This window comes from Blautia sp. MSJ-19 (assembly GCF_018918125.1).
Lineage (GTDB): Bacteria > Bacillota > Clostridia > Lachnospirales > Lachnospiraceae > Blautia_A.
This window is the reverse complement of sequence record NZ_JAHLQA010000021.1, coordinates 21,419-33,411: the sequence shown is the minus strand read 5'-3', so window position 1 is coordinate 33,411 and position 11,993 is coordinate 21,419. Positions and strand designations below refer to the sequence as shown.

At 43.8% G+C, this 11,993-nt stretch carries 11 protein-coding genes; 7 read left to right on the top strand and 4 right to left on the bottom strand.

The annotated features are described in order from the left end of the window. The first annotated feature begins 11 nt into the window (after nt 1–11). Entirely contained in the window at nt 12–1,142 is a 1,131-nt protein-coding gene (locus tag KQI91_RS08705; protein ID WP_216392437.1) for a ComEC/Rec2 family competence protein, read from the top strand. A gap of 30 nt (nt 1,143–1,172) precedes the next feature. On the opposite strand, the gene KQI91_RS08700 is transcribed toward KQI91_RS08705, so the two are convergent. Beyond that, nucleotides 1,173–2,069, bottom strand: coding sequence for a selenium metabolism-associated LysR family transcriptional regulator (locus KQI91_RS08700; protein ID WP_216392436.1), 897 nt, complete (start codon nt 2,067–2,069; stop codon nt 1,173–1,175). Between the two features lie 37 nt (nt 2,070–2,106). Then, nucleotides 2,107–3,288 carry an aminotransferase class V-fold PLP-dependent enzyme gene (locus KQI91_RS08695; RefSeq protein ID WP_216392435.1) on the bottom strand — a complete coding sequence of 394 codons (1,182 nt, stop codon included), beginning with the start codon at nt 3,286–3,288 and terminating at the stop codon, nt 2,107–2,109. 202 nt (nt 3,289–3,490) lie between these two features. Between KQI91_RS08695 and KQI91_RS08690 the strand changes: the two genes are divergently transcribed. The 4 genes from KQI91_RS08690 (at nt 3,491) to KQI91_RS08675 (ending at nt 7,946) form a co-directional block, all read left to right on the top strand. Further along, nucleotides 3,491–3,991, top strand: a complete 501-nt coding sequence (locus tag KQI91_RS08690; RefSeq protein WP_216392434.1) for a GreA/GreB family elongation factor — start codon at nt 3,491–3,493, stop codon at nt 3,989–3,991. A gap of 126 nt (nt 3,992–4,117) precedes the next feature. Continuing rightward, complete coding sequence (locus tag KQI91_RS08685) at nt 4,118–5,884, top strand: Na/Pi cotransporter family protein (RefSeq protein ID WP_216392433.1); 1,767 nt, start codon at nt 4,118–4,120, stop codon at nt 5,882–5,884. Nucleotides 5,885–5,944: 60 nt separating this feature from the next. Next, nucleotides 5,945–6,613, top strand: coding sequence for a winged helix-turn-helix domain-containing protein (locus KQI91_RS08680; protein WP_216392432.1), 669 nt, complete (start codon nt 5,945–5,947; stop codon nt 6,611–6,613). Between the two features lies 1 nt (nt 6,614). Further along, entirely contained in the window at nt 6,615–7,946 is a 1,332-nt protein-coding gene (locus KQI91_RS08675) for a sensor histidine kinase (RefSeq protein ID WP_216392431.1), read from the top strand. A gap of 60 nt (nt 7,947–8,006) precedes the next feature. On the opposite strand, the gene nagB is transcribed toward KQI91_RS08675, so the two are convergent. Next, the gene (gene nagB / locus KQI91_RS08670; RefSeq protein WP_216392430.1) at nt 8,007–8,738 is read right to left on the bottom strand and encodes a glucosamine-6-phosphate deaminase; all 732 of its coding nucleotides are present in this window, start codon (nt 8,736–8,738) and stop codon (nt 8,007–8,009) included. A gap of 63 nt (nt 8,739–8,801) precedes the next feature. Then, nucleotides 8,802–9,707, bottom strand: coding sequence for an AraC family transcriptional regulator (locus KQI91_RS08665; protein WP_216392429.1), 906 nt, complete (start codon nt 9,705–9,707; stop codon nt 8,802–8,804). 252 nt (nt 9,708–9,959) lie between these two features. On the opposite strand from KQI91_RS08665, the gene KQI91_RS08660 reads away from it, so the two are divergent. Both KQI91_RS08660 and KQI91_RS08655 read left to right on the top strand, forming a co-directional pair. Continuing rightward, on the top strand, nt 9,960–10,889 hold the full coding sequence (locus KQI91_RS08660) for a sugar phosphate nucleotidyltransferase (protein ID WP_216392453.1): 930 nt from the start codon (nt 9,960–9,962) through the stop codon (nt 10,887–10,889). A gap of 6 nt (nt 10,890–10,895) precedes the next feature. After that, nucleotides 10,896–11,993 carry a phosphotransferase enzyme family protein gene (locus KQI91_RS08655; protein WP_442860604.1) on the top strand — a complete coding sequence of 366 codons (1,098 nt, stop codon included), beginning with the start codon at nt 10,896–10,898 and terminating at the stop codon, nt 11,991–11,993.

Sequence of the window (11,993 nt, the reverse complement as noted above, 5' to 3'; positions counted from 1 at the left end):
AGGAGAACATTATGAAAAAACAAAACAGACTTATGCGGCATGTGATGTCGTTACTGCTGGCATTTATGCTGATATTACCGGGAAGTGTTGTTTCTGCACAGGCATCTGGTCAGGGCGATATGGCAGTGCACTTTATTGATGTGGGGCAGGGACTGGCAATCCTCGTTCAGTCCGGTGGAGAAAACCTTCTTTATGACGGGGGGAACCGATCTCATGCGGACGAAGTGGTACAGTATCTGAAAAATCAGCAGGTAGAGACCATTGATTATATGATCTCTTCTCATTATGATGAAGACCATCTGGGTGGACTGGTGAAATGCCTGGATAATTTTGAAGTAGAACATGTTTTAGGTTCCGATTATGTACATACTTCTGATCTGTTCAATACATTTATGAATACCGCAACGGCTCATGCAATCATCGTAGAATATCCGTCAGTTGGCGATACCTATGAATTCGGAACCGGAAGTTTTACTGTTATGGCACCGGATGGAATCTCGCAGAACAGCAATGATAACTCTGTAGTCATCCGTCTGGAGAATGGAAACAACAGTTTTATGTTTATGGGGGATGCAGAAGAGACCAGCGAACAGGATATGATCAGTACCGGAATGAATCTGGACTGTGATGTATTAAGTCTTGGACATCATGGCTCTGCATCTTCCACTTCCTGGGATCTTCTGGAAGCATCCACTCCGTCCTGGGCAGTGATCAGCTGCGGACAGAATAATTCTTATGGACATCCGGCGGCTTCTACAATGGAAAAACTGAGCGATATGGATATCCCGGTCTACCGCACGGATGAACAGGGAACGATCATTGCTCTGTCAGATGGAGATACGATAAGCTGGAATCAGGAACCATGTAATGATTACACGGCGGGAGATGCAAAACAGCAGAGTACGGACAGCAGTTCGTCTCAGAATGGTCAGTATTCCGGCAGCTTTTCAGATTCTGCATCGGCAGCAGTGGAAGCAGATACTGCTACTGATACACAGGGACGCACAGTATGGATTTCTGCGACCGGAAGTAAATATCACAGCAGACCGGACTGCGGAAACATGAATCCGAATAAAGCAACACAGGAAACAGAAGCACAGGCACTTTCGCAGGGCTATGAAGCCTGCAAAAAGTGCTGGTAAAGACAAAGGGAACTGTGAAGTGATTCTGAATTATATAATATAGAAATCGCGTACAAAATGAATAAACTGCCGCACATGTGGTTTCAGGATGCGGTTTTTACTGTAAACAATATAAAAAGTTCTTTTATGAGCAGATTCTTCAAGTGGAAAAAGAAGAATCTGCTTTGTTTTTTGCAGATCGATCGCAGAACGGGCAGACAGGATTGAGATTCCGAGTCCGTTGACAATGGATTTTTTGATGCTTTCCAGATCATTCATACGTGCAATGACATTCAGATCGCTGGAAGTAATGCCGATCTTTTCCAGAAAGATATCCATTTCTTTTTTGGTTCCGGACCCTTTTTCGCGGATAATGATCGGGTCTTTGATGAAATCTTCAAATGTAACAGATTCTCTCTGCTGCAGTTCCAGATAATGGCGTGTGACCGGAGTGGCGATTACCATTTCATCCTGACAGAATGGGAGAAAGACACAGCTTTCGTCGCGGGTGTTCTGTCCGACCAGAGCCAGATCAACCGTTCCGTCCAGTACACGGTTGATGGATTCGGCACTGTCTGCCTGAAGAGAGTGAAAATAGGTGTCCGGATGGGATTTGCCGTAAGAAGCCAGAATCTCCGGAAGCAGATAGGAAGACGGGATTGTGGATGCTGCAAGGTCGATCATATGCTTCTGCACACCGGTGAAATTTTCCAGGAGATGGTTACGGATCTCCAGCATGCGGGCGGCACTGTCATAGAGCTGATATCCTTTTGTGGTGATGGTTGTTTTCTTGGTGGTACGGATGATCAGTTTGGTATGCAGTTCTTCCTCAAGAGAACGGACATGTGCACTGATCGTAGGCTGTGTAAGATAAAGCTTTCTGGCTGCTTCGGAAAAGCTTCCGTAGTCTACAACGGCAACAAAAGCTTCTAATTGTTTAAATTCCATGATGTGATTCTCCTTGGTGCTGTATGGGTAAATGCTCTTACAGGTGCTGCGGAATCTCCGCCACCTCGGCAAGGGCATGCAATGCAAAATCTACTTCGTGGTGCGTATTTTCCGGTCCAAAAGAAAAACGAATGGTTCCCTCCGGATAAGTGCCCAGTGACTTGTGAGCGCTTGGGGCACAGTGAAGTCCAACGCGTGTCATGATTCCATAAGTGACATCCAGTTCATAGGAAGCACGTGCCATATCCATCTGTAAAGTCTGGACAGAGACAACAGAGGTGCGGTCCTTGATATCGCGCTTTCCGATTATACGAAGAACGGATTCTGTCGGATCCATCTGCAGGATCCCGTTGATAAAATATTGTGTCAGTTCCAGTTCATGCTGTCGGATCGCATTCATGTCTGTTTTCTCCAGATCGCAGAGTGCTGCATGCAGTCCGAGAATGCCGGGAACGTTTGGAGTTCCAGGTTCGAAACGATCCGGAAGAAAGGCCGGGACTTCTTCGGTGTGGGAAATACTTCCGGTGCCACCACTCAATAAAGGCTCGATTTGAGATGCCAGTTCGTTGCGGATCAGGAAGCCTCCGGTTCCCTGAGGACCGCGAAGCCCCTTATGTCCGGTGAAGGCAAGCGCATCCAGGTGAAGCTCTTCCATATCAATCGGAACACTTCCGGCTGTCTGTGCCGTGTCAAGAATGAAAAGAAGATGATGCTTCTGGCAGAACTCACCAAGCTTCTGCACGGGCATCATCGTTCCACAGACATTAGAGGCATGAAGGCAGACGAGAAGTCTGGTATTCGGACGGAGAAGTTTTTCTGCCTTTTCTATAAGAAGAGAGCCGTCGTCAGAGCATGGGATACGGTCAAAAGTTACGCCGTCTGCTTCAAGTTGTACGAGAGGACGCATGACTGCATTGTGCTCCATGGAGGAGACGAGTACATGGTCACCGGATCTCAGCAGCCCTTTTAGCAGAATATTCAGACTGGTCGTGATATTCGGGGTGAAGATTACATTTTTTCCTTTACCGGAAGTGAAGTGAAACAGCCGGAGAAGCTGTTCTCTTGTCTCAAAGATCTGTCCTTCTACGGAGTAGGCGGCCTGATAGCCGCCACGGTTTACATTGACGGCAGAACCATTCAGATAGTCGTAAACAGCCTGTGCTACAGACGGAGCTTTGGGATAAGAAGTGCTTGCCTGATCCAGATATATCGTTGCCATAACTTTAACCTCAATTTATAAAAAATTTCTATAAATAACTATAAAACAAGACTATAATGAATTGGCGATTTTGTCAATCAGGGATTTTCGGTACGGGTGTACATTCCGGAGAAATTCGTGTATACTGATAGGCAAAGTTACAGTAGAGATCATGCATGACTGTTATACTCTACATAAAAAACAGTAACAGGAGTGATAAAAAATGGGAGAAAGACTCACAAAAAGAGATATAGAAAAAATTGAGGAAGAGATCGAACATCGTAAGCTCGTTATCCGTAAAGAAGCAATCGAGGCAGTCAAAGAGGCCCGTGCACAGGGTGACTTAAGCGAGAACTTCGAATATTATGCAGCTAAGAAGCACAAGAATCAGAATGAGAGCCGTATCCGCTATCTGGAGAGAATGCTTAAGACGGCGACTGTCGTAGATGATTCATCCAAATCGGATGAAGTCGGAATGGATGATATTGTAGAAGTAGAATTCGAGGAAGACGGAGAAGTGGAAAAATACAAACTCGTTACCTCTATTCGTGGAAATTCCATGGAAAACCGTGTCAGCATCGAATCTCCGATCGGGAAAGCCCTCAGAGGACACAGGGTCGGTGATCGTGTACTGGTTAATGTTAACGAAAATGTCAGCTATTATCTGATCATCAAGTCCATTGATAAGACCGGAGATGAGGATGAAAATATCCGCAGTTTCTAAAAAGATACATGAAAAGAACTTTTTCGATAAAAGTCGATTTTACAAAGATTTAACAGAATGCTGGTGAGAACTTTACACGGTGTCAATATGATGAAAACATATTAAGTTCAGGTAAAGGAGAATAATATGAATTTTTTCAGTATATTGACATTATTAGGAGGTCTTGCCATGTTCCTGTACGGAATGCAGGTCATGGGTGATGGACTGGCGAAGGTTTCAGGAGGCAAACTGGAACAGATTCTTGAGAATCTGACTTCCAGCAAATGGAAAGCAGTCATTCTGGGTATGTGTGTGACCGCTGTTATTCAGTCGTCCTCGGCAACGACCGTTATGGTTGTCGGTTTTGTAAACTCAGGAATTATGAAACTGAACCAGGTAGTCGGTATCATCATGGGCGCGAATATCGGAACCACGATCACATCCTGGATCTTAAGCCTTGCAGGAATTGAGAGCAGTAACTTTTTTATCAGTCTGCTGAAACCAAGTTCCTTTTCACCGATTCTTGCATTTGTCGGAATTATTTTACTGACATTTACCAAAAGTTCCCGCAAAAAAGATATCGGAACGATTCTTCTTGGATTTTCAGTTCTGATGTTTGGTATGGAAACCATGAGTGGGGCGGTAAAACCGCTTGCAGATGTACCGGAATTTACCGGACTTCTTCTGAAGTTTTCGAATCCGGTTGCCGGAATCCTGGCAGGTACGATCCTGACAGCGATCATTCAGTCATCCTCTGCATCTGTAGGTATCCTGCAGGCACTCTGTATGACTGGTGCAGTACCGTTCAGCTCTGCATTTCCAATCATCATGGGACAGAACATCGGTACCTGTGTGACCGCACTTCTTTCTGCTGTCGGAGCAAATAAGAATGCAAAACGTGCAGCGATGATCCATCTGTATTTTAACCTGATCGGAACAGTAGTCTTTATGATCCTGTTCTATCTCATCAATGCTGCAGTACATTTTCCATTTATGACTCAGATGGCAACACCGGCAACGATCGCGATCACACACAGCGTATTTAATATCACTGCAACGCTTGTATGGCTGCCATTTTCTAACCTGCTTGTGAAACTTGCCTGTCTTACGATCCGTGATGACAAGGCAGATGAAGTCAGCAGGGAGGATCAGGAATTTATGATTCTGGAATCCCGTTTCCTGGAAAAACCTGCTTTTGCGGTAGAACAGGGAAGAAATGCGGCAAGACATATGGAGAAAGATTCAAGAAAAGCACTTAATATTGCACTGGATCTGATCTATGATTATAGTGAAGAACAGGCAGCGCGTGTACAGGAGATTGAATCTAAGGTGGATCGTTACGAGGATGAACTCGGAACTTACCTTGTAAAGCTGAACAATAAAGATCTGTCTGAAAAAGACAGTCACAGTGTATCCACGATGCTTCACTGTATTGGGGATTTTGAACGTATCTCAGACCATGCAGTAAATATCATGGAATCTGCACAGGAACTTCATGAAAAGAATCTCAGTTTTTCGTCACAGGCGCGAAATGAATTGCAGGTTCTGATCGCAGCTACAAGCAGGATTGTAGATACGGCATATCAGATTTTTGACAAGCAGGATTTAAATCTGACAGAAGATGTAGAACCTTTGGAAGAAGTCGTGGATGAACTGAGCAAAGAATTGAAACGACGTCATATCAACCGACTGCGTTCCGGAGAATGTACCATTGAAATGGGATTTATTCTGACAGATCTTATTACCAGTCTGGAGAGGATTGCAGATCACTGTTCCAACATCAGTGTCTGTATCACGCAGGTAAGAGAGAATCTTTATGATACACACAGTCATCTGGAAAGCATCAAAAACGAACCGGATGATTCCTATTTTACACGTCTGGAAGAACTGCAGAAAGAATATGTGCTTCCATAAAGAGTATTTATTTTTGAGAAGATTCTGCAGGATTTTTCGGACAGAAAGGAACAATGCTGAATGATCTATTGTGTAGAAGATGAAAAAAATATCAGAGAGCTTCTGATCTATACATTGGAAACAACTGGTTTTTCCGCAAAAGGAATGGCAGACAGCAGGGAACTTCGGACAGCACTGAAGGAAGAGCTCCCGGATCTGATCCTTCTGGATATCATGCTTCCGGGAGAGGACGGATACAGTATTCTGGAACGTCTGAAATCCTCACAGGATACCAGAAATATACCGGTGATCATGGTCACGGCAAAAGAAGCCGAGTATGACAAGGTCAGAGGTCTGGAAGCAGGAGCGGATGACTATATCACCAAACCGTTTGGAATGATGGAGTTTGTTGCCAGGGTGAAGGCAGTCCTGCGCCGCTGTTCCAGACAGGAAGAAGACAAAGAACTGAAATGTGAGGAGCTGAGGCTCTCTATAGGAAAACACAAAGTTTACTGGAAAGATGAAAAAGTGGAACTGACCCGTAAAGAATTTGAATTGCTTCAGTACCTGATGGAAAACAAGGGACTGGTCATGACCAGAAATCAGATTCTCTGTCATGTATGGGGATATGATTTTGACGGAGAGACAAGGACCGTAGATGTTCATGTGCGTACTTTGCGTCAGAAACTCGGAGATGCCGGCAATCTGATAGAAACAGTACGTGGAGTCGGTTATCGGATCGGAGTATGATATGAGGAAAAAAATACTGAATCATACGTGTGTACTGGTGGTTGTATCGGTGCTTCTGACATTCCTTGCAGCAGGTCTGGTCATGTACAGCAAATATAATGAGGATCTGAAGGAGAGCGTCCGCGACAGCACGAAATATATTCAGGATGGTGTCGAAAAGATGGGAAATTCCTATCTGGATGAAGCACTTGGAAAGGCAACTTCCGCAAGAATTACATTGCTTGATCCGGAGGGAAATGTTCTGTTTGATTCGCTGGAAGATTCAGCAGAACTTGCAAATCACAGTAACCGTCCGGAATTCATTCAGGCTGAGAAGAATGGGTATGCAGAAAGTCTTCGTTATTCAGAGACCCTTTCCAAACAGAATTTTTACTGTGCGGTGAAACTGGCAGACGGAGATATCCTTCGTGTGGGAAGAACAACGGACAGCGTGTTTTCAACAATGTTATCCAGTTCGGCACTGCTTGGCGGCTTGTTGCTTCTGATACTTGCCATGGCATTTGTTCTGGTACAGAAGCAGACAAAAGATCTGATCGAGCCAATCAATACATTGAATCTGGAAAAGCCTCTTGAAGATGTGAAATATGAAGAACTGCGACCTCTTCTTGGCAGAGTAGACCAGCAGAATAAGCAGATTGCAAGACAGTTGGAGGAACTCAAAGAAGCAGAGGCGGTACGAAGAGAATTTTCAGCAAATGTATCTCATGAACTGAAAACACCGCTGATGTCCATATCCGGGTATGCGGAGCTTATGATGAATGGTATGGTTCCGGATGAGAAGGTACCGGAGTTTTCAGGCAGGATCTATCATGAGGCAAGTCGGTTAAGTAATCTGGTGGCAGATATCATTCAGCTTTCCAGACTGGATGAGAAGAGCAGTGATCTTCCGTTTGAACCGGTTGATCTGTATGAGATTGCCGAAGATATCGTGCTGCATCTGGACAGTGCGGCTTCAAAGAAAAATATTACGGTGTCTCTTGAGGGAGAGTCTGTAATAGTAGAGGGAGTCCGTCATGTGATCTATGAGATGCTGTATAACATTGCGGATAATGCGATTCGCTATACAGAACAAGATGGTACAGTAAAGATTTTTACAGGAACTATAGGGACGCATCCGTTTTACCGGGTGGAGGATAACGGTATCGGGATTCCGGAAAACGAACAGAAAAGAATATTTGAACGCTTTTACCGGGTGGATAAGAGTCATTCGCGTGCGACCGGAGGGACCGGGCTCGGTCTGTCGATCGTCAAGCATGGTGCAATTCTGCACAAGGCAGAGATACGGCTGGACAGTACACCGGGAAAAGGTACAAAAATGGAGCTGGTGTTCTGAAGAACATCAGCTCCATTTGGAATACAAAAGTATGTCTGAACAGTTTTTATGTACAGTCATTCAGATGGTCATTTCAGACAGTGCATCCTCATCAGCAATAATTGTGCAGTTTGGATGGAACTGAAGAATGGAGCCAGGAACTTCTGGGGTAACCGGACCCTGTACGACCTGTTTCAGAATCTGAGCTTTGTCTTTGCCACTGACGATCACAAGCAGTTTTTTGCAGCGCATGATCGTACCGATTCCCATGGTATAGGCCTGTTTCGGAACATCTTCCTCGCTTTCAAAGAAGCGTTTATTTGCCTGGATAGTAGTTTCGGTCAGGTCAATACAGTGTGTTTCATCTTCGAAATGATCGGATGGTTCATTGAAACCGATATGTCCGTCATGACCAAGGCCAAGAAGCTGAATGTCTGCCGGACCAACTTTGTGCAACAGTTCGTTATAAGCCTGGCAGGCTTTTTCTGCATCTGGTTCGGTACCGTCAGGGACATATGTGTGTGCATGGTCGATATTTACTTTGTGGAACAGATGCGTATTCATGAAATAGCGGTAACTCTGTTCATCAGAACCTGCCAGTCCTTTGTATTCATCCAGATTAACGGTTGTCACCTGAGAAAAATCCAGGTCACCATTTTCATACATGGCTACCAGATGCTCATAAGTTCCCACAGGAGATGAGCCTGTGGCAAGGCCCAGAACACTGTCTGGTTTTAAGATCACCTGCGCGGCAATCAGATTGGCTGCCTTCCGGCTGAGTTCCTGATAATTTTTTACTTTGCAGATCTGCATGATTCCTCCTTCTTGTCCGTTGTTGGTGGACAGGTACATATTAATATAGTTTATTGCTTTCTCTTAGGACTGACGCTGCGGACGCTCAGACAGCGCTTTGATCGATGTGGCATATTCTGTTGGTGTCATACCGGACAGCTTCTTGAATTGCCGCGAGAAATAGTGAATAGAAGAGTACCCCAGAAAATCTGAGATCTGGGTAAAATTCATATCATTTTCGCGAATAAGCTGTTTGGCAAAATCAATCTTCATGCGGGAAAAGAATTCAATGACCCCACATTGATATTCTTCCCGGAAAAGTTTCTGAAGCTGAGAACGTCCGATCATATTTTTTTTTGATATTTCTTCGATCGTCAGGGTCTGCCGTACATGATCATTTAAATATTGAATGATATTCCGGCAGGATTCAGAATCTGTCTGACAGGAATCATAAATACCGGCAGAAGCAGAATAGTGGGCAATCGTGTAACGGCGTATGACATGAATCAGAAGTTCTTCCAGATACAATGTCAGGAGCTTCTGGGAACCGAAAGGAATGGAGTCTTTCCTGATCATTTTTTCCAGATAGGGATTATCCAGAGGAGAAGAAAAACAGTTTCGTGCCTCTGCGATGATCCGTCCAAGAATACTGCGTTCTGTATCTGAAAATTCGAGTATTTTGTTTTCAAAAAATTTCATACAGGGGGAATCGCAGGCAAAAGAAATCACGATGATGTTTGGTGCGGTTTTGCCGGCCGCTTTTAGAGTATGAAATTCATTTGGGCGATGAAAAATCACCTGACTGCGGGTGAGGGTATGAGTGCCATTGTCTGTGACCACTTCCGCAGCACCTTTGTCTACACATTGAAATTCCCAGAAGTCATGTCGTTCCCCGTCGAAATGAAAATCATTCTGGTATTCATAATAATGAATGGTATAAATGTCTTTTATAAAAAGTTCCTGATCCAGCGGAACGCTCTGATAAGCCACGGGATAACCTCCTTGGTCAGATAAGATTCGTCATTTATAATATTGTTTCTGCTTCTTATACTAATGAATTTGTGAGAAATAGTCAAATCATAATTGACATTGTGCAAAAATATAATTTGATTGTGCAAATACTAATATACAAAAACAGGTCATATTTAATATGAGTTATCCAAACTGAAAATTATTTATTGTTATATTGGAATTTGTGTTGTAACATGAGTTCAGCTTAAGAGAAACAGGAGGGTAAAGATGATGAAGAAACCAGTTTTAGTAGTCATGGCGGCAGGAATGGGAAGCCGTTATGGTGGATTAAAGCAGATCGATCCGATTGACAGAGAAGGTCACATTATTATGGATTTTTCTATTTATGATGCAGTCAGAGCCGGATTTGAAAAAGTTGTATTTATTATAAAGAGAGAAAATGAGCAGGCATTCCGTGAAGCTATCGGAGATCGCCTGAGCAAACAGATTGAAGTTGCTTATGTGTTCCAGGAAATTGATAATCTTCCGGAGGGATATACTGTTCCGGAAGGCAGAGTGAAACCATGGGGAACTGGTCATGCAGTATTAAGCTGTATCAATGAGATCGACGGACCTTTTGCCGTGATCAATGCGGATGATTATTATGGAGTACATGCATTTAAGATGGCATATGATTTTCTGACCTCAGAACAGAGTGATGAGGATGTTTACCATTATATGATGGTTGGGTATCGTCTTGAAAATACTCTGACAGAGAATGGTCATGTTGCCAGAGGCGTCTGTGTGACAGATGAAGAAGGTCACCTGATCAAAATCAATGAACGCACACATATTGAGAAACATGACGGTGGCACAGCTTATACAGAAGACGATGGTAAGACATGGACTATGCTTCCGGAGGGAAGCATCGTTTCTATGAATATGTGGGGATTTTCCAACAGTATCTTACAGGAATTAAAAGCCCGTTTTAAAGCATTTCTGGATGATGCACTCGAAAATAACCCAATGAAGGGCGAGTATTTTCTTCCGTTTGTTGTAGATGAACTTCTGCAGGAAAAGAAAGCAACTGTTAAAGTACTCAAATCTGAAGACAAATGGTACGGCGTCACATACAAAGAAGATAAGCCGATGGTAATGACTGCGATCCAGAACCTGAAAGATCAGGGACTGTATCCGCAGAATCTGTGGGAGGAAGTATAAGTGGAAATCGAGAATAAAGTACACGAAGCAATTGATGGATTTAAACTGCCGGGTGAGCTCAGGGAATGTGTTCGATATGGAAATGGACATATCAACGATACATACAGGCTGACCTATGAAACTCCACAGGGGACAAAACGTTATATTCTGCAGAGAATGAGTAAGAATATTTTTAAGAAGCCGGTGGAATTGATGGAAAATGTCAGTGGTGTTACTTCCTGGCTTCGCAAAAAAATCATTGAAAATGGTGGAGATCCGGAGAGAGAGACACTTACTCTGGTAAAAAGTGTAAATAATCTTTCATATTTTGTAGATTCAATGGGAGAGTACTGGCGCGTGTATCTCTTTATAGAAGGTGCGACCTGTTATGACCTGGTCAAAGATGAGAATGATTTCTATCAGAGTGCAGTGGCATTTGGGCATTTCCAGAGCCTGCTGGCAGATTATCCGGCAGAGACTCTTCACGAGACGATCAAAGATTTTCATAATACACCGGATCGTTTTGCAAAATTCAAAAAGGCAGTTGCAGAGGATGTCTGTGGAAGGGCCGCTTCTGTTCAGAAGGAAATTGATTTTATCCTGGAAAGAGAAGAACTGACACATGCACTGTATGATATGCAGCTTGACGGAAGACTTCCTCTTCGTGTTACACATAATGACACCAAGCTGAATAATATCATGATTGATGATGCGACAGGCAAAGCAATCTGCGTGATCGATCTGGATACGGTCATGCCGGGTCTGACTGCCAATGACTTTGGTGATTCTATTCGCTTTGGCGCAAGTACTGCACTGGAGGATGAACAGGATCTTTCCAAGGTATCCTGTGATCTTCATCTTTTTGATGTTTATGCAAAAGGCTTTATCGAGGGATGTGGCGGTGCACTGACGGATCTTGAGATCGAGATGCTTCCGATGGGAGCAATCCTTATGACTTTTGAGAATGGAATCCGTTTTCTGACAGATCATCTGGAAGGGGACCATTATTTTCACATTCATCGTGAAGGACACAATCTTGACCGCTGCAGAACGCAGCTTACGCTTGTCAAAGACATGGAAGAAAAGCTGCCGCAGATGAATGAGATTATCAAAAAATATAAATAA

Excerpts from the sequence above, each read along its gene's own strand:
- KQI91_RS08705 (WP_216392437.1), top strand. The coding sequence starts at position 12 with ATGAAAAAACAAAACAGACTTATGCGGCATGTGATGTCGTTACTGCTG.
- KQI91_RS08700 (WP_216392436.1), bottom strand. The coding sequence starts at position 2,069 with ATGGAATTTAAACAATTAGAAGCTTTTGTTGCCGTTGTAGACTACGGA.
- KQI91_RS08695 (WP_216392435.1), bottom strand. The coding sequence starts at position 3,288 with ATGGCAACGATATATCTGGATCAGGCAAGCACTTCTTATCCCAAAGCT.
- KQI91_RS08690 (WP_216392434.1), top strand. The coding sequence starts at position 3,491 with ATGGGAGAAAGACTCACAAAAAGAGATATAGAAAAAATTGAGGAAGAG.
- KQI91_RS08685 (WP_216392433.1), top strand. The coding sequence starts at position 4,118 with ATGAATTTTTTCAGTATATTGACATTATTAGGAGGTCTTGCCATGTTC.
- KQI91_RS08680 (WP_216392432.1), top strand. The coding sequence starts at position 5,945 with ATGATCTATTGTGTAGAAGATGAAAAAAATATCAGAGAGCTTCTGATC.
- KQI91_RS08675 (WP_216392431.1), top strand. The coding sequence starts at position 6,615 with ATGAGGAAAAAAATACTGAATCATACGTGTGTACTGGTGGTTGTATCG.
- nagB (WP_216392430.1), bottom strand. The coding sequence starts at position 8,738 with ATGCAGATCTGCAAAGTAAAAAATTATCAGGAACTCAGCCGGAAGGCA.
- KQI91_RS08660 (WP_216392453.1), top strand. The coding sequence starts at position 9,960 with ATGAAGAAACCAGTTTTAGTAGTCATGGCGGCAGGAATGGGAAGCCGT.